The organism is Leptospira fluminis, assembly GCF_004771275.1.
Taxonomy (GTDB): domain Bacteria; phylum Spirochaetota; class Leptospiria; order Leptospirales; family Leptospiraceae; genus Leptospira_B; species Leptospira_B fluminis.
On sequence record NZ_RQEV01000010.1, the window covers coordinates 210,346 to 235,792 of the forward strand.

Genomic DNA, 25,447 nt, shown 5'->3' on the forward strand with positions numbered 1-25,447 from the left:
ATTTGAGACACCGTCCTTCGCCCAACGATTTCTATCTCAGACATTTCTTTTAGAATCCTTAGTCCTGGCATTGTGGTTGATGGATCTATAATTGATATCGCACCTATCCCGAATAGGACATCAAAAATAAAGGTAAATTATCTATTGATGCGATTTTTACATGCAAATCTTTCTTTGCAGGAAATAAATTCGTAAGTAGGCTAAATCCCGAGTGACACGCATCCCACTCCTGGAATATTAAATCCACTCCGACGATTTGAACTGGAACGAACTTAACTTTTAGGAGAATGTATGTCAAATACCGCTTTGAAAAGGAACCTCGGTTTTCTCATCTTTCCCCTCACATTATTGGTTACCTTTGGAGCCACGCTTCCAACCAATGCCGATCCTAACGATTACAATTGGGTCAACCTATCCATTGAATCTTCAACAGTCTTTGATTATCCCCAAGGCTTTGCACAAGATCCTAACGGCCAATTGAATTCTGTCACCGACAGTGCAACTTGCAAATCCAAATGTGCAAATAGTCAAAATTGTCAGGCGTTTTGGTTTGCAAAGGGAACTCGACATGCCCTAAATGACCAAGGCACAACCACTGATATAAATTATAGCCAATGTTTCCTTTATACGACTTTGCCAGCCCCAGTGACTTGGTATTCCGGCAGTGACAACGTTGATTACACCGATCGTGTCTTCCAACAAAGAGGTCCCCTCAAAGCTTGTATAGATCCGAATTCCTTTAAAGTAGGAGGAAGTTCGCTGACTTCCAGCCAAGAAAGAGGTGTAGCGTATACCGGAATTGGATACTTACTTGGGTACTTAAATTCGCCGCAAGATTGTGCCTTTGAAATACTGCAAAGCGGAGGAAATGCCTGGGTCTGGATTTATTATAACGGGATAGATACTCTCAAAACAGGATATTGTTTTGGCTCCTCTACCGGAAAAGATTCAGGTAGCCAATTTACTTTGAAAAATTCACCGGCAGTTGCCGTATTCCCGACGACCCAAGGCCAATGCACTGCAAATGACAACGAATGCACACAATCCTCAATGGATTCCTACCCGACAAAAAAATGCTGTGTTCGCGGTAGATTTTTTCAATGCTCGCAATCGAAGTGATAAATCAGTGATTTTCTAAACTTTTCTACCTCTTGGACTCGCACTAAACTTTGGCCCATTTTAAAATGCTTATACAAGCTTTCTAAGATCGAGACTAATATTACAAATGGTTGGTTATAAATACTTATATTTTCTTTCCCGACCATGATCTCCCGGATTGTCAATGACTCTTGGGCAAATCAGTATCTTTCCAGGACTTCTGAATATCTTCTACCATCAATGCTTTTACGCTAGGTATTAGATCATTTAGAAATAACCGTAATCCTCCCTTTATAGGTTAGGAAATCTACCGTTGAAACGATCTTTACCTATAGGAGATTTTTGTTTCGGAGAATTTGGTAGGGATTTAGTCGTATGAAAATGGGGATCGGAACTGCCTAGAATTAATTTTTTGTTATATGAAACTGAGGGCAAAACTTCGGAGCCGAGAACTTTTCGTAGGAAAGTCGAGGATTCGTTTTGCCCGTTGTGGAAAGAAGACTCAGAATTAGTCTTCGCGAACGATCCGGAAATAATTTCCTTCCTCCCAATTCTCGTATCTTTTCCAGGAAATTTTTTTTCCTTTCGGAATGTAAGGTTGATCGAGTTGTTTCGGATGGATGCCTTGGAAAAGGGAATAGATTCCCACAGCTAAGGAAATTGCGACGTCCTTCCTCCGCTTTGTCAGAATTTGCATGTCTTTTTCCTTATCTATATATCCGATTTCGAGATATGCGGAAATCGCATTGATGAACGTAGGAAGGCTGTACGTAGAAATGTAAGGATCATTGATCGGTCCCGGGTGCGACAATTCCTCCTCGTCCGTCGGTATCGTTCTCAATCCGAATTGGACGAATCGCATCAATTCCGCCGACGCATAATGATTGTCTCCGCCGAATCCTTCCGCGCCGTCTTCCCTTCTCCACAATTCGGGTTGAGCCCTTTCACGATTCCAGAACGGCCCTTTTGCGGAATATTCGGAATGCTTCTTTGCATACTGTCCCGGCCCGTTCTCTTTCGCCTTCTCCACCCAACCTTGGGAATCGGCATATTTCCACGTCACCATGTTCTGACGGTATCCTTCGAAATTGGACGTGTCCGTCTTTCTCCCCGTTTTGTCCGGCCAATAACCGTTGAAATAAATCCAAGAATCCGCAACCGCATTTTGTAGCCTGGACCATTCCATCTTGAAGCGCATCCATTCTCCCCAAGGACCTTTTTCAAAAGTTTTCGCGGAGGCGCCTTCGGATATTTTCCGCAAGGAATAAAAGGTCCGATAGGAAGGAGTCAACACCGCGGCCATTCCTCCGGGATGCCCTTTCCAACTGGGATTCAAGTGTAAGGAGAGGACAAGATAAGGTCTTGCCGCGTTGATTTTGGAAATTCTCCCCGGCTTGATTTGACCGCTCTTTTTGTCGGGATAATCGTAGAGGCGATACGGCGCGTTAGGATCTCCGGAAACGTCGGCTCCTTCTTCCTTTGCCGTTTCTTCGCGAGTTAAATCCGAATCGATACGCACCCAAACCAAGGAATCATCGGTGAACCGTTTGGCGTAATTCCGAAACGTTTCGAAGCCCTCGGGGCTTCGGGTCAAATCCAGGATTTCCTTCACTTCTTTGGCTAAAGAGAGTACGACTTCGCTTTCCCTTCTGCTCTTCGTCTTTGCTCCGGCCTTGTAAGGTTCCAAGTATTTCCTAGTAATCGGATCGTACTTGTCTCCGTGCTCTTCCTTCGGTTTCAGGTCCAAGCCTCCGTGGCCGGGATCGATGAGTATATTAAACGTGCTTTTGGGAACCTCTTGGGAAAATACAGAGGAAGAAAATAAAAAAGCGAGAAGGAAGATTCGAAATTTATCGTTCACGTATTGGAAAGATTTTTCCACGAAGGATTCGTGTAAAGTCTGTTCCCGAAAGATTCGGGGTAGTCGGTCGAAAGTGAAACCCGGGAAGTCCCGGGTTTTGTCGGTTCTTTTACTGTTGTTTGGATTCCGAGAATACGAGATTCCGGTTATCGCTGAGATCGACCTTGTATTTCTCTCTGACTCCCTTGCTTTCTTCCTCGGACTTGAGATGACTCAGAATGGAAATCCCGTATTCCTTTGCCAACCGAAGGTGAATGAGGCTATCCTTAAAACGGGAATCCTTACGCATACGTTCCGCCTGAATGTATTCGTAGTACGCGATCTGCAATTTATGATGATTTTCCGAAATATCTCTTCCGGAGTTTCCCTTAGTCGCCCCCGCCGGCCCGCTTTTCTGTTCAGCACCTACGATGGTGTCCGCACATTCTCCCAAGAGTTGGTCCACCTTTTGGCTGTAAAGATCGGAAAATTTGGAATACAACTTGTTCGTGGCTTCCTCCGTTTCCCTGGTCTTCCTACCCGAAACGACATATTTACGCATTAAGTAGAATTTATACGCCTCGTTGTATTTTTTCCAGATCCCGTCGAATTCCTCGGGAGAACCCTGGACCTGAGAACCGAAATTCTTGATTACGATCTCCAAAGCCGACAAATCGTGCCTAAGCTTGGATTGGGAGGAATTCAAGGTTCGCGCAAAATAAAATTCCTCCAGGTAATCCCCCTGGTATTTCGGATCGTTGGCCACGCTAGCCAACTCCGCCGATTTGGAATCCGTGTTCGGTTGTTTGTTTTGTGCGATCGCGCCGTACGAAGCGGCAACTAGTAATCCTAATACCGCAATTCCCTTAGGGAAAAAACTTTTTATCATTCGATTGCCCCTTCGCGGCAATATAGCACATTCCATTAACGAGTAACAAGCTTTTTATCCGGAAAAATCAATGCAGATTAAACCGTCCCCTACGGGAAAGAGAGTGTAAGGCAAGCCGGATTCCTTGAGAATCCCCCAGAAGGCCCGGATCGCCACATCGGACGGAGCCTGACGCTCCGGATCGGCCGGGCGTCCATGCCAAAGAACGTTATCAAAGACCACCCGCAATTCCCTTCCCTTCCCTCCGTCCCGAACCAATTTCAGTATCTCCGGATAACGGATTTTGTCGCAATCCACGAACAGGAACTCTTTCTCACCTTTGACGGAGGAGGAAAAGAACCTCCGCAGGACTTCCACGCATTCCCCCTTCAGCAATTCGATCCGACGCGAATCCGCCCCTAATCTATCCAGATACGATTGCGTCGTCTGCATAAACTGGATCTCTCGGTCCACGCTTCTGATTTTTGCGGATCCTTGCAGTGCGGAATAAATCCAGATCAAGGATACTCCATAACCGGTCCCCAGTTCCAGGACTTCGGTGGGTTCCCAAGAGGACACTAAAAAAGCGAGCACAGCTCCTGAAGCGGGCGAAAGTACCGGAATCTGGTCCTTAGCGGCGTTCTCTTCCAAAGTGTGGAGCCATGGATACGGTCGACGAACAAGATCGCGATCGATCCAATCCTCCAGTCCGTTTTTATACAGAGAGAGCCCTTTCTTATCCGCCTGTTTTTTAGAGTCGGCCATTTTTCGGAGAGGCTTTTTTATTCCGGTAAAAACAGATGAAATCTGTCCTTTTCAGAGGAAGGAATCTTCTTTGCTAAAAGTTTTCTAATATAAGGAATCGGATAACGTTTGGAAAAATGGATAAGGACGATCTTTTCGTTTTTAAACGCGGAAAGATTGTGAAGAATCTCGTCCAGGTGGATATGTCCCCATTCCCTGGCCTTTGCTACGTCCCTTTCCTCGTCAATGTACGTGCATTCCAGAAAGATCACTTCCGACTCGGCCACGTCCTTGTGGGTCAACACGTATTCTATTTTCGTGTCTCCGGAAAAACTCACCACCGGTTTGGCGATCACATCCTCGATTCCTTCCGAGGATTTTTTCTTCTCCGCCAATTCCAAGGAACTTAGTCCTTGGAATTCCTTCCGCAGTTTTTTCCGTTTTTCGTATATCGTGTAACCTTGGGATACGACTCGGTGAAACGTCCTCCAAGGTTTAAAGCTGTGGAAGGAATCCAGCTCTACTTCCTCGCCTTCTCCGACTCCGAACAACTCGTATTGATAAGGAAAGTCCTCTATCTTGGAATAAAGGGTCAGGATCTCCCGCAAGGGGGATTCCAATTCCTTCGGAACGTATATTTTCGGCGGAGAAAGTTTCCTTAATGATCTCTGTGAAACGTAATACGGAACGCCCGCGGAATGATCCAGATGCGCATGAGTCAACAGAAGATTGCCCACATGGATCTTGTTCGGATTCTGATGGCCGATATCGAACATCAGATTCAGATTGGGAACGACGACGGAAGTCCTGATTCCGCCTTCGGAAATACCTTCGAAAGTATAACGCTTATGTTCGAACCGACTTTGCATTCTAAGGGATCGGATCCTCGGGTCCGATCGCTTTCGAGGAAGGAAGCGTCTGCAAAACTACGGCCTTAGGTCCCGAAATGACGGCCGTCAATTTTTCCCGTTTAAAATAGGTTCTTCCGGCCCTCTTAATATCCTCCAGAGTCACGGCTTGGATCTTATCCCTGTAAATCCTGAGATAATCCGTAGGCATGCGGTGTTCCCGAAAACGCGCCTCGTTCCTTAGGATCTCCAATGAGTCCGTAAACAGAAAAATGAATTTATTCTGGATCGCTTCCTTCGCGTTCTTCAATTCCTCTTCGGTGATCCGATGAAACGTCTTTTCGCTCAGAATTTCCCCCATCAGATCGTATACTTCCAAAGCGGTCTGCGACTTTGTCTGGGTCATAAAGAACAAAAGAGAATGATCTTTTTCGAAGACCGGATGACTGGAGGAGGAATAGGCCAAGCCCTTATCGGACCGGATTTTGCTCATGAAGTAGGAATTGAATCCTCCTCCTCCCACGATATAATTCAGGATTTGGATAGGATAAAAATCCGGATCGTTATGTGCGGGTCCGATCCCGAGGAAAAGGACCACGTTTTGGGTATTCCCTTTGTCCACCACTAGATTCCTGTATCCTACGGATTTGAGATTCTTTTCCAGTTCCGACTGTGGCAGGGGCTCCGATTCCTTTTTCCCTCCGGTACCTGGAGCCGGCAGCACTTCGTTTAAAAACGCGGACACGGTATCCTCTTTCCAATCTCCGGTTACCAATACGGATTTGCGCGCTTTGGAAACATAGTTCAAATAATATCCGAATACGGCATCCGAAGTCAGTTTCTCCAAACCGGAGGCGGAAGAGAACTTTCCGCGGATTTTTCCCTTGTACGCCAATTCCATCGCCTTACGGCCGGCCAAAGCGGCTATATTATCATTTCTTCTCTTAATCTGTTCGCTTAATTGAAGCCTACTTATCTCGAAGGCCTCCTGACCGAAATGAGGTTGGTTCAGGAATTCCGCAATTAGAGTCTTGGATTCCTTATCATATCTCGAGAGCCAGGAAAACGTGACCGTAATCGCATCGAGATCCGCTTGAACCCGCATTTTGGAACCGTAGGATTCCCAAACTTCCGCGAAGGTTTGTCCGGGATGAGCCTTTGTTCCCCCCTTCTTCCAGGTTTCCGGAAGGATATCGGAGAGTTCGCATTCGATTTCCGGAAAGTAGGAAGGCCCTGCATAAAAGGAAATCTCGAGAGTCTTTAGGGGAAATTCCGAATTCGGAAGAAATAGGATTCGGGTATTCGGATCGGCGCCCAATTCCTGAATTTTAGGGAAATGGAATTCTAGAGAAGGGATCTTGACGTCCTTAACGAAATCCCCGGGAGCGGTCTCCGTACGGAAAGGAAACAGAAAGGAAACGAATAAAAGGAAAAGGAAGAACTTGGAGGATTTCATTTTTTATCTCCTTCGGAACTTATCAGATCGCCGACCGTGAGATTTCTCGGGACGAAATATTTCTTGGCCACCCGTTTGATGTCTTCCGGAGTCACTTTATCCAATTGGGAATAATCCTCGAAAATAGCGGCCCAGTTCCCCGCAATTAATTCGTAGTAAGTAAGAACGTCCGCCAGCTTTCCGTTATTGTTCAGTCCGCGGATATAGTCGGCGATGATCTGATTTTTTACTTTAGCCAGCTCTTCCTCCTCTACCGCTACGTTCTTCAAGGTCTCAAGTTCGTCCAAAACGGATTTTTCTATCCCTTCAGGATTCACACCTCGGACGTTTGTGATATAAATCGCGAAGAGATTGTCGTATCTTTCTCCGGGATCCCCCGCCCAACAAGACACCTTTTGTGCCGATTTTTCCCGAAGGACCAATCTCTTATACAACCTTCCGGTTTCTCCTTGCGTCAGGATCGCGTCTATCACGTCCAATACGGGCCGATCGTGATGGGGAGGCGCCGGAGTCAACCATCCCATTACCTTCATAGGTCCGGAGGGATGTCGCACGCTTACCCGCCTAGGATCGTGGTCGTAACTCTCCTTGATCGAAACGGGTCGTGTCGGACTTCCTTCCGGAATATCATCGAAATAATTCCGGACGATCGTCTCGACGGCGGAGAAATCCAGATCTCCCACCACCGCTATGGCCATATTTCCCGGGCGATAATGCTTACGAAAAAAATACTCGGTTTTGTCGATGTCCAGAAAAGGCAGATTGGATTCATAACCGATCACCGGCATTCCGTACGGATGCTTTTCGAATGCGGTTCCCAGGAATTTCTCACGGAGGGTGCCCAGGCCTTGGTTATCCACACGCATGCGTCTTTCCTCCAGGACCACATCCCGTTCCGTATAATATTCCCGTAATATAGGATCCTTCAAACGGTCGGACTCGAGCTTTGCCCAAATTTCCAGGCGGTTGGAGGGCAATAAGATCTGATAATTCGTAACGTCGTTCGTCGTATATGCGTTAAAGCCCACGCCGCCGTTTTTATCGTAGATATACGAATCCTCGTTGGATACCACGAATTTACGGTGCGTTTCCAATAGACCCTTAAACCGATCTTCCAGGACCTTTTTTTCCTTTAGAAAACTTTGTGGAACGGATTCCTTCTTATTAGTATATTCTCTTTCTCGAATATTATATTCGTCCAAACGTTTTCCCCAGACTCGAATTTGGTCCAGATAAACCTTCTCTCTCGCGTAATCGTTCGTTCCTATATGTTTCGTGCCCTTGAAAAGCATATGCTCCAATAAATGAGCGGTCCCCGCAATCTCGGGTTTTTCGTCGACGGACCCGACGAGGAACTTCGTATAGACCGCTATCGTAGGGGATTCCCCCCTTTTCATCATAAGCAATCGAATGCCGTTTTTCAGAACGACTTTCTTAACCCTGGATTCGAGGGAGGATCGGACGTTCGCAAACAAGTCCTCCTCGGCCGACAAATTCGAACCGACGAAAGAGAACAGGAGAATGCCTAGAATCGGAGAGATCGTTTTTGGAAAGGACTTCCACATACCAACAGCTTTTCCCCGGAAAGGCGCAATGTCCACAAGTTCCGCGAAAAAATCCCGCTGGTTTTTCCCGAGGGATTTGCGAAAATGGGAACCATGTTCCGTTGGCTGACGGTCTTAATCCTTTTTGCCCTCGTCTTTTGCGAGCCTGCCGACCCCGAATTTAGAAGAAAGGCCTGGGATAATGTCACGGATACCGGTTTCATATCCAGGGAATATTTCCAAGCGGTCGTCACCGTTCCGATGCCGAATCAGGAAAAGCCCCTCTTGGAGCTGAGGGAAGAGTGCAAGGCAAGAGCTCTGCGAAAAAGGGACGAAATCTCCGTACCGATTTTAGCAACCCAGCTTAGGGAAGAAAAAAGGTACCTACAAGGAACCGCGAGACGGACCCCCGTTCCTTCCTATGTCCCTCCGGCGCAACACCCGCAGGTGGGGATTACGGGAGTCGCCGTATCTCCCGGTGCAGCTACGGCATCTTTGACCCCCAACCAGCCTGCCCAGTCGACGGCAACTTCGCCCCAAACTCAACAGCAACAACCTGCGACTCCTTCCGACGCAAATAAGGAAAGCGCGTCCCGAAAGAAGGAAGCGGTGAACGCGGATTTTTTGGCTTACCGGGCGGCCTTCTCCTGGTTTTTTGAAGGCTTTTTTTTATATCGTGAAGATTATAGCGATCCTAAGAACTGTACTTTGGTTTATAGAATCGTACAAGCTGATTTGTTGAAGCGAATTTTAGAATCCCCAATCTATGACCTTCCCGTAAGGTAACGCTGGAGCGCTTATGCAACCTAAAATCGCCGTCTCTCTGATTCTGATTTTTTCCTTCTTCTCGGTTTGTAAAACGCCGACTACTAAGGAAAGCGGACAAACGGATACGCCTAAATCCGTCGTACAGGAATCCGCACCCGCCGAAGAGGACCAATTCGTTAAAGCGACGGAGGGATTCCTCAATTCCTCGACCTATCAAGTAGTGGTCTCTTCTCTGGAAGGAAACGAAAAGGAAGCCCTGGAGCTGGCGAGAAAACGGGCTTTAAATCTCTTCATCGCGGAAAAAGGCGAGCTCTTCCGGCCGGCAGACCGGAAAGTATTGAAGGAATTGGTGGATACCAAGGGGAAAATCGCGAGGACGTCCAAGCCTATCAACGGAAAGACGTATTATTTATTTCAGATTTCTCAACCTGACCTGAAGATAGAATTAAAAAAATAAAACGAAGGAAGGCCGGCTTCGCATCCTTGCGAACGCCGGTAGATTCGGAAAATCTATTTAATGATTTCCTTTTGAACAATTTTGCCCGGGATGCAGATGTTCCGGTTGTAGTCGCAGTAAAAGATCTTCGCCTGTATCTCCAATTCGCCCTTCCCCTTTAGAGTGATCGGCATAGGTTCGACCGATTCGAAATATTCCTTTTTTTTAGGGGAAGTCTTACCTTTCAGCTTCAGATCGGAGGATTCCACTTTCAGGCCGGGCCCGGAGACGATTTGGATTCGATGAGGCGCGTCCTTTTGGATTCCGAAATGAGAAGGATGGACCACTTTCAAAAAGTAAACCTCACCGATTCCTTTTTCCAATTTGAATTTCACGGGACTTTCCTCCTCGGCGGATAGTCCGGCGCTGAGAACGAAAACCCATATGATAGCGAATAATTTCTTTGTCATGCTACTTTAGACCATATTTTTTCTAGGATGTTTTTGGACCGGACCGTAAATCCGAACTTTTCCCGAGTCCGAACTAGCCTTTGAAATTCTGGAATTGAAGATCGAAAGGTAGATCCGCATTTTTTAACATTCGCATGATTTCCTGGAGATCGTCCTTTTTCTTTCCTTGGATTCGAACGCTGGTTCCCATAATGGTTGCGGTCACCTTTAGCTTGGAATCTTTGACGATCTTCGTGATTTCCTTGGTCTGCTCTTTTTCCAATCCGTTCTTGATCTTTACTTTCATCCGAACGGTATTTCCCGTGGCCGGCTCGACCTTGGATTTAAAATCGAAGGACTTCAATCCCAATCCTCTCTTGGCCATCTTATTGATCAATACGTCGATAACGCTTTCCAACTTTGCTTCGTTATCGGAAGCGAGGATCAGGTTTTCCTCTTCCAGTTTGATTTCGGACTTGGATCCCTTAAAATCGAATCTGGTCTTGATTTCGCCGATCGCCTGGTTTACCGCGTTCACTAATTCGGGTTTATCGATTTCGGATACTACGTCGAAGGATGGATCGCTCATACTTTACTCCCGTTTAATGCCGCCTTTGCACGATCGACCGCCACTTGCACGGCCTCTTCCAATCTAGAGACGTTTTTACCGCCGCCCTGCGCCATATCCGGCTTTCCACCGCCCTTGCCTTCCAGCAACTCGCAAGCGAACTTTACCAGATCGCCGCAATGAACGACCTTGCCGGCCAAGTTTTGAGAACAAGTGACGATGATACTCGCATCCTCTTCGTTTCGGCTCGCGAGAACGGCGACCATGTCCTTTTCCCTAACTTTCAAACTATCCGAAAGTCCTTTCAGAGCTTTAGCGTCTTTGGAATCGAAAATCGCTTTTAGAACTTTGGTCGTCCCTGCGGATTCGGCATTCGCGAGAACGGACTGGATCACCGTCGGATTGTTTTCGAAATCCTTGGATTCCCGGTTTTTCTTTTCCTTCAAAAATTTGGACTGCGTTTCCTCGATTTCAAAGAAAAGTTTCTCGGAAAGTTCTCTGAGTTCCCGCACCGCATCCGATCCCTTTGCACGAAAGAGGGACCGGATTTCTTCCGGTCCGGGAACATGGGTTTGAATCGTAAGGGAGGCCGATTCCGGTCCTAAATCCTCTTTGATCTTCAGATTGAGATTTTGGACGGATTCCGTAAGTTCCGCAAATCGATTCTGAAAAGTCTCGATCACCGCAGGTCCGGCTACCGCCTCTACGCGACGATTTCCTGCCCCTGGGCTGGATTCTTTTTTGATATAAAAATAACCTATGTCTCGAGTATTCCCTACGTGAGTTCCTCCGCAAAATTCCAGAGACCTATCCCCCATTTGCAGAACGCGGACGGAATCGCCGTATTTTTCGTCAAAGGCGGCGACCGCCCCCGTCTTTTTCGCTTCTTCTATCGGTAGAACTTTCGTTTCGACCGGAATCGAAAGGGCAATACTTTCGTTCACCCAGGACTCTATCCTTCTGATTTCCTCTCCCGTCATAGGAGACGGATGGGAAAAATCGAATCTAAGATAATCGGGAGAGACTACGGATCCCTTTTGCATTACGTGCGTACCTAGGATTTTCCTCAAGGCTCCGTTCAAAAGGTGGGTGCCCGAATGGTGAGATTTCAACTTCTCGCGTCGTTCCTTTTCCACCTCTAAAACCGCCGACTCGCCGACGGTAAAACTTCCATTTAACACGATTCCGTAATGTAGAATTACGTCGTTTTCCTTTTGAGTATCCAGGACTTTGAACAAGGAGGAGCCCTTTTTGACGAAACCCGTATCGCCTTGCTGCCCCCCTCCTTCGGGGTAAAAAGGAGTGGCTCGGAACGTTAGGACTCCGGACTGACCTTCTCGCAGGGAATCCACGGATTTATTTTCGAAAAACGCGAAAGTGATCGGCGCTTCCGCTTCCAAGCGGGAATACCCTAGGAACTCGGTTTTATCAACCTTCGTTCCGGTAAAGAGAGCGGAACGATTCGCCTTCCAGGTCTCCCGTGAAGACTGCCTGTCCTTTTCCAACTCCTCGGAAAAGCCCTCCTTATCGAAGGATAGTCCGTGTTCCGCCACGATTTCCTCCGTCATTTCAGCGGGAAAACCGTAAGTCCCGTAGAGAAGGAAACTGTCCTTACCGGAAAATGTTTTCGAGCCGGAGGCGACGGTTTTGGCTACCAAAGCTTCGATTTTCTCCAGACCGATCTCCAGCGTTTTCAAGAATAGTTCCTCTTCCGCAAGAAGGGTCCTTTCCACGCTAGCCGCATGGTTTTCTAATTCCGGATAACGTTCCTTGTAAATAGAAACGACGGGAGCTACCAACTTATGGAGGAAAGGTTCTCTCAATTCCAGTTTCCGCGCAAAGAGCACGGCCCTGCGGATCAAACGACGGATCACGTAACCCCTTCCCGTACGATCGGGAAAAATTCCGTCCCCTACGGAGAATAAAACGGACCGAATATGGTCCGTGATCACACGGAAAGGGACCTTGGTCTCTTCCGCGTATTTCTTTCCGGAAACCTTCTCCACTTCGGAGATGATTCCCCTGAGTTCGTCCGTGTCGTAAACGGAGTCCACTTCTTGAAGAAGAAGCGCTACCCGCTCCAATCCGGAGCCGGTGTCTATGCCGGTCTGTTTCAGAGGATGAAGATTCCCCTCCGTATCCTGGTTGAACTGGTTGAATACTATATTCCAAAATTCTAAAAAACGATCGCAGTCGCAACCCGGTTTGCATTCCTTTTTGGTACCGCATTCCGGAAAACCCTTCTCCGGCCCGCGATCCAAATACAATTCCGAACAAGGACCGCAAGCCCCGCTGTCTCCCGCCGGTCCCCAAAAATTGTCCTTTTTTCCGAGACGGGTGATCCTTTCCGGAGGGATTCCTTTGGAAATCCAGATCCTTTCCGCCTCGTCATCGTTCTCGAAGACGGTGATCCAAATTTTTTCCTTAGGGAAACCGAGATAATTTACGGAACAATCCAGCGAATACTCGATCGCTTCCTCTTTGAAATAATCTCCGAAGCTGAAATTACCGAGCATCTCGAAAAACGTACAATGTCTTTCCGTTTTACCTACGTTTTCCAAATCGGTAGTGCGAAGGCACTTTTGAGCGGAAGTCGCTTTCGTATAAGGTAGTTCGACCGCTCCCGTAAAATACGGTTTGAACTGAACCATACCTGCGGTAGTGAATAATAATGTGGGGTCCCCCGCAGGTAAGAGGGAAGAGGAAGGGACCACGGTGTGACCCTTTTCCTTAAAGTAGTTCAGGAAGATATTTCGAATCTCGGCGACTTTCTTATACTTCATTGTGTCCTCTAAAAACGAGAAATGCCCGAGGTCTTGCATTCAAGAACTTCAGGCATTTCGAGAAACGGTTCGAAAAACGAAAGATTAACGTTTAGAGAACTGAGTTCCTCTACGAGCTTTGTGTAGACCGTATTTTTTACGCTCTACCATTCTCGGGTCGCGGGTCAATAAACCTTCTTTCTTGACGGTCGGTCTGAATTCAGGGTTGTAACGACAGATCACCCGTGCAAGAGCATGACGGATCGCTCCGACTTGACCGATGATTCCTCCACCGGAAACGTTCAATTTCAGGTCGAATTTATCGTTCAGATTCAATAACGCGAGAGGGCTCAGAGCCTCTTTCAGATTGGAACGACTGTTGTGCAGATAATCCTTGATATCCTTGTCGTTTACGAGGATTTTTCCGGAGCCTTCTTTTAACTTCACACGAGCGATCGCATTCTTTCTGCGACCTACGGCCCAAATTTCCTTGGCAGTTGCCATTTAATCGATTCTCCTAAAGTTCCAGTTTCACGGGCTTTTGGGCACCGAGGTTGTGTTCGGCTCCCGGAAAAATCCGGAAGTGGGTCAGCATTTCCGCGCCGAGTTTGCTTTTGGGAAGCATGCCTTTTACTGCTTCGTACAAAATTCTCTCGGGATGTTTTTTTCTCATTTCCTGGAGAGGAGTGACGGTCATCCCGCCCGGATAACGTGAATGGTGAAAATATTCCTTTTGACTCTCTTTGCTTCCGGTAACGGCAATTTTAGCCGCATTGACTACGATGATATTGTCACCGCAGTCTACGTTGGGGGTAAAAGTAGGTTTGTGCTTCCCCCTGAGTCTATGGGCGATTTCCGAAGCCAGGCGGCCAAGGGTTTTTCCTTCGGCATCCACGACGTACCAAGCCTTCTGGGCTTGTTCCTTTTTCAAGGAAGGAGTTCTATGCTGTTTAGATATGATTGGCATGGGGAAAAAACGTCCTGTATTGGCCAATTTCGCGTACCGACTATTGGGGTCAAGGATTTTTAGGGGTTGGGTTTCGGGCCCCCACCCGGCTCTGGGTGGGGGCCGGTGCGGTGGTACCCCCAACGGCCCGCACAACTTTCGAGCCTTTATCAGGGTTTTGGCATTATGGCAAGAACGTTTTTTGATAAAATTCTTGTAGGAGGTCCCCACAAAAAAGAATGAAAAAAAGAAGTTGTAGATACGGCGTTTTTATGATATAGAGACGAGCGGCAATTGCCCACAAACCCACCACCTCCACCCAAACCTGGGTGGGGCCCTCAAAATCCCTCACTAGCAACGTCTAGTCCTGCTCAACGCTCCTTAGTCGCACTTGGTCAGATATACGCTAGTAATCGACACATCCACTTCCGGCCAGAGAACGGATTTTCCGTCCTTTCCCGTATGCAAATCTTTGCAAACTTGATTTAGTGCGGAGACAGCGTGTTCGGCTTTCCATTCCTTCAAAAGAACTGTGCCTTTCGTCTTCAGTAAATCGCCATTTTCTAATGTAAAATTCAGATGTACGTCACGACTGATTCCATTCATCGTCAATTTGACTACACCCGTTCCGGCATTTCCGGTTGCGTCGAACTTTACCGAAACAAAATGACCGGAGATCTTCCCTCCATCCTTCAGAGCACCGAAAAAAGCCCCTTTGATTTTGGCATCCCGTTCCGGATTGGCGCTATCTAAGTCGATCGGCTCCAGAAAGAATTTAAATCCTCTCAAAGCTTCCTCGGGTGATTTTCCTGTTTTAAATCCGGTGATCCGGATTTTCGTAAATTTTCCGCCTACACCGGTTTTTTCGGTGAACTTAAAGGCCCTCCACTCTACGCTCGTTTTTTCAGGATCGAGAGTAAATTTGCAGATTCCCGGCTGGGGCGCGGCTTCCGTTTTGGATTGCCAATCGAGCAGGAGAATAGAGGATAAGATGAGTCCGAAGAAAACAAAACGTATTCCGGCAGACAGATTGGATTTTGCAGTTCTTAGTTTCATGTGTTTAAACTGAGACCGAACAAAAACGAAGTCAAGGTTTTTCGAAAAGGATTCTAGGAAAACGATTTGAACGAAGAAGAACTGATCTCCTCTCTTTATCCGGCGGGACAAGAACAGAATAGCGACTGTTACGTGGGTCGGAACGGTTTTTTGGTCACGACGGATACGATCGTAGAAGGGACTCATTTCCGATTGGATTGGAGCAGCCCCTCTGATATAGCCGCCAAATTGGTGGAAGTGAACGTATCCGATATAGCCGCCGCAAACGGAACTCCGGAAAAGGCCTTTTTTAACTTCGGCCTTCCGGCAACCTCGAATCGTAGGGAATTCCTACTTCCATTCGTAAATAAGTTTAGAGAAACATTATATTCTTACGGAATAGAACTCTGCGGAGGAGACACTTACCGATCCGGAGAATTGAATCTTACGTTGACATTGATCGGAAGTTCCAAGGCCCCTTCTACGAGAAAAGGGGGTAGGGCGGGCGATCGGATCTATCTTACGGGAAACATAGGCTGTTCTTTATTGGGATATCGGATACTGGAGGGATCCTCCGGTCCCGTACAGCCGGAGCTCCGAAAAGCGGCATTAAACCGCCACTTAAGACCGGTTTCGAACCTATCCATTAGCAAATCCTTACATTCTAATTTTAAAATCCACGCATGTATGGATCTTACCGACGGGTTAGCCCAGGATCTAAAAAAACTTGCGCATGCCTCGGATTTAATAATGGAAGTGGAACTGAATCGAATTCCAGTCCTTTCCGGAGTCGAAAACCTGATCGGATTGGATGGGGTCGTATCCTCGGGAGAAGAACTGGAATTGATATTTCTTTCCCCGGAGTTAATCCCGTCTGAATGGCTATCTACTCCGATCACTCCCATAGGTTCCGTACGTTCCGCAAAAGAAGACGAATCGCCTCGGGTAGAATTTTTGCATAATGGAAACGTAATCTATCCCGAGGAAAAAGGCTTCCGGCATTTCGGTTGATTTCGAAAGATACGCCCGAATAGAAATATGCAAAAACAAAGGATAGGATTTCTGGATTTTTTACGGGGTTTTGCCCTATTCGGAATCTTGGCGGTCAACCTACCTTACTTCGCCAAGCCAATGGTAGTGGTCGGTTCCTTGGAAGAAAACCAGACCTTGTTGGACGAGATCGCTTCTTGGATCGTAGCATTCTTTTTCGAATCCAAATTTTACATACTATTCTCCTTTTTGTTCGGTTATGGCGTCGCTCTTCAAGCTCAAGAGTGGAAGGATTCGTCCGCCTCCGGCAGATATTTTAGAAGAATGTTCGGGCTGCTGCTTCTCGGAATTTTGCACAGTACTTTTCTCTTTTTGGGGGATATACTGGTTTCGTATGCGATTCTCGGTTCACTGTCCTGGTTGTTTCGGAACAAAAGCGGATCCTGGTTGTACAGATTCTCCCTTCTCTGCCTATTCATCGGTATTTTTTTTCGAATGGTTCTCGTATACGGCCATGATGAATTCCAGGCGAAGATCGCCGAATCCCTTCCCGAAATCATTGCGAGATCCAAGACCGGATACCTGGGAACATTTTGGGATTCCGTAAAACAAAGATCGGAAGATACTCTAATTTCCTATCCGTTCACGATCCTATTCCAATGGCCTTCGGTTCTTGCGATGTTCTCCGTCGGCATGGCGGCGGCAAAATCCTCTTTGCTTCAGAATTGGGAATCCTCGCGAACGGAACTCCGAAAACTGTTCTTTTGGTTTTTCCCTTTCGGAATCCTAGGCAACTTCGTATATCTTGCAAACTCACGGCATTTATTTATTTCCAACTTTCCCTTACAATGGAAAATATGGTTCACCGTAGTCGAAACGCTGAGTGCTCCGGCACTTTGTTTTTGCTATGTATACTTGTTAGGCTTATTTTATCACTCCGCAAGAAGTACCGGTGATCGCATCTGGTTCGAATCCGCCGGAAACTTTTCCCTTTCGAATTATCTAGGAGAATCGTTGGTCTGTTCCTGTCTTTTTTGCGGTTGGGGATTCGGATTCTACGATCGAATCGGAAATTTTGTCCTGTTACTTTTGGTTCCTCCGATTTGGGGAGTCTGCCTCCTCTACTCTTATGTATGGAGAAAATTCTCGTTTTTCGGACCTGCAGAAATTCTCCTCCGAATCCTAACATACGGAAAACGGATAAAAATCCTCCGTCCCTAATCCTTTCCGGTTATACGTAATGGGGAAAAATATTGACAAAATCGGCCGCGTACGGTTAGATCCGGAACCTACCGAATTATCCTATAGGCTCGGGAATTACTTCCTTTTTATTTGCATATTTTATGATATTCTTTTAAAAATTATCTGATTGGGAGCGGTATTCCGTTATGTCTCGCGAAATTCATACTACGAACGGAATATCCAACTATAAGACCGCGTTGAGACAGAAGTGGTTTTCTTGGAAGGACGTTTCTTCGTTCTTCGAGCAGGTTTGCAATTTAGCCGTAGAACGGGGCGGATTTTTTTGCGCATTCATTCTCGAATGGGAAGCGGGAGAAGGAAAATGGAAAAAATTAGTCGGTGCCCCACGGGAATCGGCGGATGCTCTCGGCGACTTTTTGAATCTTCTCCCGGAACCTACGAAAAAGAACACTTCGCCCGAACCTAAGAATTTAATCCTATTGCAGTCTTCCGGAAAAATAGTTTCTCTCTCTAAGTCCGCACAAAAGGGAGCCTACTCCGCCATGTTGGTTCCGATTCTGAACTTGGAAATCGAATCTAAAATTTTTCTTTTCTTGGTTTCCGACGACGGATCGGAATTCAACGAAATCGAAAACGAACTTTTAGCGGACGTCTCGTATCACCTCTCTTATGCGTATTCCCACCTAATCGAACAGAATCGGAGGCTATCCGCTCAAAAAGCGATGGCAACGAGCGAAAAGAAGTTTTTAGCCATCTTCGAAACGGTCGTGGACGCGATCATTCTGATAACGGAAAGAGCCGAAATCATCATGTTCAATCCTGCTGCGGAAAAAATGTTCGGCTTTTCCTCCGACGAGGTCACGGGAAAGAACGTAAAGGTACTGATGCCGGATCCGTTTTATTCCGAACACGATTCGTATATAGAACGGTACATTCACACTTCCGAAAAAAGAATCATAGGAATCGGTAGGGAAGTATTGGCGATAAAGCAGGACGGAACCATATTCCCGATCGAACTCGCAGTCTCGGAAGTTCATCTGGACGGGCATCGGTATTTCGTAGGAGTGATCAGAGACATTACGAGAAGGAAGAATGCCGAGGACAGCTTGGTCGCGAAAAACGAGGAACTGGAGCTTTTAAATAAAAGTCTGGAAGCCAGGATAGACCGAGAAATGAGCCTTCGTCGGGAAAGAGAAAGGACATTGGAAGCGCAATCCAGGATGGCGGCGATGGGAGAGATGATCGGAAATATCGCCCACCAATGGAGGCAGCCTCTGAACGCGATCTCCATTTTGATCCAAGAAATGGAATTCGCTTATACCGAACAGGAATCGAACGAAAAGTACATTCAAGACACCACCTCTCGCATCCTGGATCTACTTCAGTCCATGTCCCAAACGATAGACGATTTTCGTAACTTCTATAAACCGAATAAGGAAAAGGAGACCTTCAGCTTGCGTAATACCGTCGAGAAAAGTCTGTCTCTCGTCGCCGCAAGCATGAAGAATCAGAATATAAAAATCGAGACCCATTTTTCGGGAAACGATACCGCTTACGGATACCCGAACGAACTCGCACAAGTATTACTGAATATTCTATCCAATGCGAAAGACGCTCTCTTACAGCACAAACCGGAAGTTCCTAGTATCCTTGTTCGCATTTTTTCCGAGGAAAATAGAAAGATCGTCGTCATAAAAGACAACGGAGGCGGCTTCGATTCTTCAGTCGGAGACAAGATTTTTCTGCCGTATTTTTCCACAAAAGAACAGGGTGCAGGCGTAGGACTAGGTCTTTATATGTCAAAAGCGATCGTCGAAAAGAATATGGGGGGAAAATTGACGGCCAGCTCCGACGGAGTTGGAGCGGAGTTCCGAATCGAATTACCATGAACAAGAAGCCGATCAAAATCCTGTTCGTAGAGGACGAGCTCATCGTATCCATTTCCCTTTCCAGGATCCTGTCGGGAACCTTTGCCGAAGTGATCACCGCGGAAGACGGACTCAAAGGCTTGGAGGCTTTCCGAAAAACGAGTCCGAACATAGTTTTGACCGACATCCGGATGCCCAAAATGGACGGGCTGGAACTTTCCAAAAGAATCAGGGAATTGGACCCGAAAGTTCCGATCATAGGGATCACCGCTTCCAACGAGGAAGAAACCCTTTTGGCTTGTAAGGCAGTGGGTATGGTGGACATCGTCATCAAACCCCTAAACGCCACCTTATTAATTAAGAAAATTCTAATGTTTCTTCCAGAGTAGAAAGGGAGAAATTCGGAACTTCCGAAATACGAGGGTCCTTATCCCGAGGGAACGGAAGATTCCTTTTGTAATATTTCCAGATGTTCCCTGTTTAAGATCCAGAGAGCGCTTACGGGATCGATCACCACGCCGGAAATTTCCTCGTTTTGAAGTCCGGCCCACCAAAGATCGGCGGCCTCAAGCCGGATCGTTCGGGTTTCCGACCCGAAATAGCGGACCACTTCTTGGGAATGGGAAAATGCAGGGAGAAATATCCTACCGCTCTCATCCTTCACGTACAAAAAAACGATCTTATCGTCCGACGGTTTTCTTTTTTTCCCGGAGACTTTTTTCTTTTTCGCTCCCGCCTTCTTTTTAGGCAAAGCCTTCGAGGCCTCGAATATAGGTACCAGAAAATTCGCCCGAGTCAGTTCCGAGGAAAGTCGATCTAGATTCTTCGCATTCTTCCTTTTGCCATAGCGAAGCATGGCAGTACGAAGGGCCGGGTTTTCCCCGCTTTCGACCTGATTCGAGCCGGCCGCAAGATCCGCGATGCGGGAAAGGATTCTTTTAAAAAGGGACATGCCTATTTTCGGATGGATTCCGCTCTAGGTTGCAGAGTGATGTTCACGAGGTTTTTAGGTTGCAGAAAATACCAACCCACTAACACGAACAAGAGGCTTAGAGCCGAAACGAAAGCGACTCCGTAACTCGATACGGGATTTTCCTGTTTGGAGATTTCCCCTTCCTCGGAACTCATATAAGCGGAGATACCGATCTTCGCATAATAATACAAAGCCAAGGCGGAATTCGCTATTCCTCCCAGTAACAGAAGTCTGGCAAGTTCGCCTTCCTGCTCGGCTATTTTCTGAAACAAAAACAGCTTCGACCAAAATCCGCCTAACGGAGGAATTCCGGCAAGAGAGAGGAAAAATAGGAACAATGCGAAAGCCGTCTTCGGATATGAGGAAGCCAGAGATTGTATGGAAGCGAAAGTAACCTGCCTTCTTCCCTGCTCCAAATAAGAAAGAAGCGCAAAGGCGCCTAAACTCATGAAGGAGTAGACGATGAGATAAAAAACGGATTCTTCTCTTGCCCCTAAACTGATTCCGGCGACGACATAGCCCGCATGAGCAATGGAGGAATACGCCAATAAACGCTTTAAATTTTCCTGTTTTAATGCGAGGAAATTTCCGTAGGTCATGGACAAGAGGGCGAGTATCCCCATAACCCAAGCCCATTCGCTGGAAAATACCGGAATGGGAAGATGAGCGAATACTACGCACAAGAGTCCCATGGAGGCCGATTTGGAGGCAGTCGCCATAAATCCGGTGACCGGAGTCAGAGCGCCTTCGTAAGCGTCGGGAGTCCAGGAATGGTAGGGAAACAAAGCGATCTTAAACGCGATACCTGTCAAAAGGAGAAGTAATCCTATTTTCGTAAAATTGGCGTCGAAGCCGGGATTTGCCAGAGGCTTCAGTGCTTCCGACAAATCCGTGCTTCCGGATCCGCCGAAAAGAAAGGCCATGCCCATCAAAAAGAATCCGCTGGAAAAACTTCCGAGAAGAAAGTATTTCAAACTCGCTTCCAAGGAGAATTCGTCGCTCTTCGCCATACCGACCAAAACGTATAAGGAAATGCTCATCAATTCCAGTCCGACGAAAATCGTCACCATATCCCTGCTACTCGTCATGAGAAACATTCCTGCGGTCGAAAACAGGACTAGCGGGTAGAATTCGGGAAACTCCATCTTATGCAGTTCGAGGGAGCGCGGAGAAGAAAGTACCGTTCCGAAGGCCATGACCAGATACAAGGCGCTCAGCCAGAAACTTAGAAAACCCAGCTCGATCTGGTTTCCGAAATACGTTCCCGGTCCGGGGATCCGGAATTGCGAATAGAGAGTCCCTAAAAACGCGGCTACCAACAGGATGCCGGAGGTAAAGCGAACCACGCGAAACTCGGAGCCGTGAAATACGAATTGTAAAAGAAGTAGCAGGACCCCGCCTCCGGAAAGGATCAAGACGGGGAGTAGCGCAAGCATGTCGTTTATGTTTGGAAGAAAATTCATTCCGTTTTCTCCTTAACGGGACGTCTTAGTCCCGGAATTCCCGTCCCCTTCGAGACCGGAATCCTTTCCTCATAACTCGAAACGGAGGCTCCGAGAGATCTATAATTCTGATACTTGCGATCCACTTGCCTCAAGGAACCTTCCTTTTCGGAGAATATCCTTTCCTTCAACGCTTCTTCGGAAGTACTATTCAAAACGACCCGAGCGCTAGGAGTCACGAAGTTTAGAAACGGCCCCGGAAACACTCCCGTTACTAAAATCAATCCTCCGGTTATGATTAAGATACACTTTTCCCGAATGGTCAAAGCCGACATTGAGGAAGACGGCTCGTTCGGCTCTCCGAATAACAAAGCCTTTGCGAACCGAAGCATATAACCCGCCGAGAAGATGATCGCCGTTCCGGCTAAGATCCCGAATAAAATATGATATTTGAATGTCCCTATCAGAATTAGGAATTCCCCTACGAATCCGTTCGTGCCGGGTAGACCGGCGCTGGCAAAGGTCGCTAATCCGACAAAGACCGCCAGGAAGGGAGCGGATTTGGCAAGACCGGAGACATGGGTCAGATCGTTGGATCCGGTTCTTTCATGCAACATTCCTAATAAAAAGAACAATAATCCGGAAGTAAATCCGTGGTTCACCATCTGGATCATTCCGCCGGCAACCCCTTCTTCCGTTAAGGATAAGATACCCAAAATACAGAATCCCATATGGGAAAGGGAGGAGAAAGCCACCAAGCGTTTGCTGTTTTTTTGCGTAAGAGCCACTACCGCGCCGTACAAGATCCCCGCCACGGCCAACCCGGAAAAGAAATCCCTATAATCCAGGAAAACCTGGGGAAAGATCGGGATCGCGATTCTAATATATGCGAATAATCCGATCTTCAATAAGATTCCGGCCAAATCCACCGAACCTACCGTAGGAGCTTCCTCGTGGACGTCCGGCATCCAGGTATGTAAAGGGAATAAGGGCACTTTGATAGCGAAGGCGAAGCTGAATCCGATAAATAGCCAGAATCTAAGGTCCGGAGGAATATTAGATAAAGGCAATACGGCAAGTTCCTCGAGATCCAGAGTCGAGGAATAATGGTAGAGCACCAGGATACTCGCCAGCATGAACACGGATCCGGTAAAGGAAAATAGCAGGTATTTCATTGCCGCGCGAACACGACCCGATTCTCCCCAGATTCCGACCATCAATGAGAAAGGCAAAACCATCCATTCCCAAAATACGTAAAACTGCACCAGATTGAAGGAAAGAAAAACACCCATGACTCCCGTCTCTACCAGAAGCAAAAGGATGAAAAATTCACGTATCCTGTATTTTACTCCGGAAAAAGCGGACAAGCAGGAAAGGAAGAATAAGATCGCGGACATGGCGACTAAAAGCAGGGAAAAACCGTCCACGGCCACGTAATAATCCAACCCACCGGATCCCAAATCGATGAAGTTACGGATACGATGGGAAAATTGAGGTCCACTATCGCCTTGCACGAATTCCCAAAATAAAGGAAGGGTCATCCCGAATACGGCTAGAGTAATCAGGGAGGCAATGGAACGGATCCAGCCTGGACGTCGCGAAAGAAAAAGCAATGGGATCCCCAGTACGGGTAAAAAAAGCAAGAGCGTTAAGTAAAACTGGGGCACTTACAATCCCCTCCAGAGGAATAAGGATAGAATCAGAATCGTTCCGAGGACGATCATAAAAGCGTAATCTACGATCGTTCCGGTCTGTAGGCGGCGAAGGAGTACGGATATTCCGGACGAGATCCTACCGGTGTTGACTAGAATCTTATCCAGGAACTGTTTTTCCACCACGGAAGAGAAGAATTCGGAGAAAAACAGGATGGGTTGTACGATCCAACCTGAAAAAATCTCGTCGATATAATATTTCCCTACGACGAGCCTTCTCCATCCCGCATAATCCTTCTCTGCAGGAGGGATTTCCTTTTTCTTTACATAGAAGTTCCAAGAAAGTGCAAAACCCACGCCCACCGCTCCCAGCGAAAGCAAGGCTAATGTTAGTTCCGCGCTCGGAGTCAGATGATGGACGGTGGAATGCCCGGACCGAAGGAGTCTACGGGAATATTCCTCTCCTATGGAAAATACCGGTTTAAAATACCGCTCCAACAAATCGATTCCGCCTAGAGAATCGGGTACCAACAAAAATCCGCTGAAGGCAGCTCCCAGGGCTAATACTATTAACGGAACCGTAATGGTCCAGGGAGATTCGTGGGGATGGACGTCGGGAGAAACTCTGGAAGTTCCGGTGAAGGCCAAAAACGTTAGACGAAACATATAGAAAGTGGTCAGCAGGGCTGTGACCACGCCCAAACCGAAAAAGAGCGGACTATAAAAATACGCTTTTTCCAGGATCAGATCCTTGGAAAAGAAACCGCTAAAAGGAGGAATCCCGGAGATGGCGAGAGTACCTAAGAGGAAAGTAAACCAGGTGATCTTCATTTGCGATTTCAATCCGCCCATTCTACGCAGGTCCTGCTCGTCGTGCAAAGAATGGATGACGGAACCGGAACCCAGAAACAGAAGAGCCTTAAAGAAAGCGTGGGTCAAAAGATGGAAAAGCCCGGCAACGTACGCTCCCGTTCCCATTGCCACGAACATATAACCGAGTTGGGAAACCGTGGAATAAGCCAGGACCTTTTTGATGTCGTTTTGGAAAATCCCTATGGTCGCGGCAAAGAAGGCGGTAAACGTACCGATCGCTACTATCCAGATACCGACCTGAGGAGTTAGAACGAATAAGAAATTGAGTCTCGCGATGAGAAAAATCCCCGCTGTGACCATCGTCGCCGCGTGGATCAAAGCGGAAACCGGAGTAGGGCCTGCCATCGCATCCGGTAGCCAGATGTGAAACGGAAACTGCGCGGATTTTCCCATAGCTCCGATAAAGTAACAACCAGTCACCACCGGTAACACATGCAGGAAACCTTTCATCTCGGGTAGGACCGAAGCGATCTGCGTAAAGGAAACCGAACCGGAATACCAATATGTCAGAGCGATCGCAATCACCATAGCCAAGTCTGCCACCCGATTCGTAAGAAACGCCTTAATGCCCGCGTTTGCGGCGGTTTCCTTATGGGTGTCGAAACCGATCAACAGATAGGAACAAAGTCCCACGCCTTCCCAACCGAAGAACAGGACGACTAGATTCTCCGCAAGAACCAGATGCAACATGGAGAAAAGAAACAGATTCAGATAGGAAAAAAACCGTGCGATCCCCGGATTACCCTTCATATATCCGATCGAATACAGATGAATCAGGCTTCCGATCCCGGTAACGATCAGGACCATAAAAAGAGAGAGTTGGTCCAATTGATAAGCGACTTCCACGTTGAAACCGCCCACCTCCAACCAACGGAAAAAGGGAACGATTTCCGGAACGGCCCTCTCCATGGGCCTATAATTCAAAAAAGCGAATACTCCGAAGCCGAAGGAAAGAAAGGAGAAAAAAGTACCTACGATTCCGGGCCAGCTCCCTTTTAGAGCCCTGCCGAATAGCGCGTTCATTCCTGCGCCAACCAGAGGCAAAAGAACGATCAGGGGTATCAATACGTTCCAAGTCATACTT

23 protein-coding genes are annotated in these 25,447 nt (G+C 47.3%); 7 read left to right on the forward strand and 16 right to left on the reverse strand.

Going from position 1 to position 25,447, the window contains the following annotated elements:
• The first annotated feature begins 291 nt into the window (after positions 1-291).
• Positions 292-1,119 carry a hypothetical protein gene (locus tag EHO61_RS09805; protein WP_135813416.1) on the forward strand — a complete coding sequence of 276 codons (828 nt, stop codon included), beginning with the start codon at positions 292-294 and terminating at the stop codon, positions 1,117-1,119.
• 487 nt (positions 1,120-1,606) lie between these two features.
• On the opposite strand, the gene EHO61_RS09810 is transcribed toward EHO61_RS09805, so the two are convergent.
• The 6 genes from EHO61_RS09810 to EHO61_RS09835 form a co-directional block, all read right to left on the reverse strand.
• On the reverse strand, positions 1,607-2,980 hold the full coding sequence (locus EHO61_RS09810; protein WP_425460345.1) for an N-acetylmuramoyl-L-alanine amidase: 1,374 nt from the start codon (positions 2,978-2,980) through the stop codon (positions 1,607-1,609).
• A gap of 88 nt (positions 2,981-3,068) precedes the next feature.
• Positions 3,069-3,827: a hypothetical protein gene (locus EHO61_RS09815; protein ID WP_135769009.1), complete on the reverse strand. Its 759-nt coding sequence runs from the start codon at positions 3,825-3,827 to the stop codon at positions 3,069-3,071.
• A 54-nt stretch (positions 3,828-3,881) separates the two neighbouring features.
• On the reverse strand, positions 3,882-4,571 hold the full coding sequence (locus EHO61_RS09820) for an O-methyltransferase (protein WP_135813417.1): 690 nt from the start codon (positions 4,569-4,571) through the stop codon (positions 3,882-3,884).
• A 17-nt stretch (positions 4,572-4,588) separates the two neighbouring features.
• Positions 4,589-5,419: an MBL fold metallo-hydrolase gene (locus tag EHO61_RS09825; RefSeq protein ID WP_135813418.1), complete on the reverse strand. Its 831-nt coding sequence runs from the start codon at positions 5,417-5,419 to the stop codon at positions 4,589-4,591.
• Position 5,420: 1 nt separating this feature from the next.
• Complete coding sequence (locus tag EHO61_RS09830) at positions 5,421-6,854, reverse strand: M16 family metallopeptidase (RefSeq protein ID WP_135813419.1); 1,434 nt, start codon at positions 6,852-6,854, stop codon at positions 5,421-5,423.
• Complete coding sequence (locus EHO61_RS09835) at positions 6,851-8,419, reverse strand: M16 family metallopeptidase (protein ID WP_135813420.1); 1,569 nt, start codon at positions 8,417-8,419, stop codon at positions 6,851-6,853. Before EHO61_RS09835 ends, EHO61_RS09830 begins: the two co-directional genes overlap by 4 nt.
• Before the next feature lie 84 nt (positions 8,420-8,503).
• Here EHO61_RS09835 and EHO61_RS09840 point away from each other — a divergent pair, with 84 nt between their 5' ends.
• Entirely contained in the window at positions 8,504-9,184 is a 681-nt protein-coding gene (locus EHO61_RS09840; protein ID WP_210415331.1) for a hypothetical protein, read from the forward strand.
• A gap of 13 nt (positions 9,185-9,197) precedes the next feature.
• A complete protein-coding gene (locus EHO61_RS09845; RefSeq protein ID WP_135813421.1) occupies positions 9,198-9,623 on the forward strand; it encodes a lipoprotein in 426 nt (141 codons plus the stop codon).
• Positions 9,624-9,676: 53 nt separating this feature from the next.
• Here the strand turns inward: EHO61_RS09845 and mpl17 are convergent, their stop codons facing one another.
• The 6 genes from mpl17 to EHO61_RS09875 form a co-directional block, all read right to left on the reverse strand.
• Positions 9,677-10,072, reverse strand: coding sequence for a cell surface protein MPL17 (gene mpl17 / locus EHO61_RS09850; protein ID WP_135813422.1), 396 nt, complete (start codon positions 10,070-10,072; stop codon positions 9,677-9,679).
• Positions 10,073-10,145: 73 nt separating this feature from the next.
• Positions 10,146-10,640: a YajQ family cyclic di-GMP-binding protein gene (locus EHO61_RS09855; RefSeq protein WP_135813423.1), complete on the reverse strand. Its 495-nt coding sequence runs from the start codon at positions 10,638-10,640 to the stop codon at positions 10,146-10,148.
• A complete protein-coding gene (alaS, locus tag EHO61_RS09860; protein WP_135813424.1) occupies positions 10,637-13,402 on the reverse strand; it encodes an alanine--tRNA ligase in 2,766 nt (921 codons plus the stop codon). The genes EHO61_RS09855 and alaS overlap by 4 nt, the downstream gene beginning before the upstream one ends.
• An 84-nt stretch (positions 13,403-13,486) precedes the next feature.
• Positions 13,487-13,885 carry a 30S ribosomal protein S9 gene (gene rpsI / locus EHO61_RS09865; protein WP_135769017.1) on the reverse strand — a complete coding sequence of 133 codons (399 nt, stop codon included), beginning with the start codon at positions 13,883-13,885 and terminating at the stop codon, positions 13,487-13,489.
• Between the two features lie 13 nt (positions 13,886-13,898).
• Positions 13,899-14,348, reverse strand: a complete 450-nt coding sequence (gene rplM / locus EHO61_RS09870) for a 50S ribosomal protein L13 (RefSeq protein WP_135769018.1) — start codon at positions 14,346-14,348, stop codon at positions 13,899-13,901.
• Positions 14,349-14,708: 360 nt separating this feature from the next.
• Positions 14,709-15,383, reverse strand: coding sequence for a YceI family protein (locus EHO61_RS09875; RefSeq protein ID WP_135813425.1), 675 nt, complete (start codon positions 15,381-15,383; stop codon positions 14,709-14,711).
• Between the two features lie 66 nt (positions 15,384-15,449).
• Here EHO61_RS09875 and EHO61_RS09880 point away from each other — a divergent pair, with 66 nt between their 5' ends.
• From EHO61_RS09880 to EHO61_RS09895, 4 genes are all read left to right on the forward strand, one after another.
• Positions 15,450-16,373 (forward strand): thiamine-phosphate kinase, encoded by a 924-nt coding sequence (locus EHO61_RS09880; protein WP_135813426.1) that lies wholly within the window; start codon positions 15,450-15,452, stop codon positions 16,371-16,373.
• Positions 16,374-16,400: 27 nt separating this feature from the next.
• Positions 16,401-17,573 carry a DUF418 domain-containing protein gene (locus EHO61_RS09885; RefSeq protein ID WP_135813427.1) on the forward strand — a complete coding sequence of 391 codons (1,173 nt, stop codon included), beginning with the start codon at positions 16,401-16,403 and terminating at the stop codon, positions 17,571-17,573.
• Between the two features lie 167 nt (positions 17,574-17,740).
• Positions 17,741-19,444, forward strand: a complete 1,704-nt coding sequence (locus EHO61_RS09890) for a sensor histidine kinase (protein WP_135813428.1) — start codon at positions 17,741-17,743, stop codon at positions 19,442-19,444.
• Positions 19,441-19,812 carry a response regulator gene (locus tag EHO61_RS09895; RefSeq protein WP_135813429.1) on the forward strand — a complete coding sequence of 124 codons (372 nt, stop codon included), beginning with the start codon at positions 19,441-19,443 and terminating at the stop codon, positions 19,810-19,812. Before EHO61_RS09890 ends, EHO61_RS09895 begins: the two co-directional genes overlap by 4 nt.
• 38 nt (positions 19,813-19,850) lie before the next feature.
• Here the strand turns inward: EHO61_RS09895 and EHO61_RS09900 are convergent, their stop codons facing one another.
• Genes EHO61_RS09900 through nuoL form a run of 4 tightly spaced genes read right to left on the reverse strand, consistent with a single transcriptional unit; the run spans position 19,851 to position 25,443 of the window.
• A complete protein-coding gene (locus EHO61_RS09900; RefSeq protein WP_135813430.1) occupies positions 19,851-20,375 on the reverse strand; it encodes an SseB family protein in 525 nt (174 codons plus the stop codon).
• Positions 20,376-20,377: 2 nt separating this feature from the next.
• The gene (locus EHO61_RS09905) at positions 20,378-21,859 is read right to left on the reverse strand and encodes an NADH-quinone oxidoreductase subunit N (protein WP_135813431.1); all 1,482 of its coding nucleotides are present in this window, start codon (positions 21,857-21,859) and stop codon (positions 20,378-20,380) included.
• On the reverse strand, positions 21,856-23,505 hold the full coding sequence (locus tag EHO61_RS09910) for a complex I subunit 4 family protein (protein WP_135813432.1): 1,650 nt from the start codon (positions 23,503-23,505) through the stop codon (positions 21,856-21,858). The genes EHO61_RS09905 and EHO61_RS09910 overlap by 4 nt, the downstream gene beginning before the upstream one ends.
• A complete protein-coding gene (nuoL, locus tag EHO61_RS09915) occupies positions 23,506-25,443 on the reverse strand; it encodes an NADH-quinone oxidoreductase subunit L (RefSeq protein ID WP_135813433.1) in 1,938 nt (645 codons plus the stop codon). It lies immediately after the preceding gene.
• Positions 25,444-25,447 lie beyond the last annotated feature (4 nt).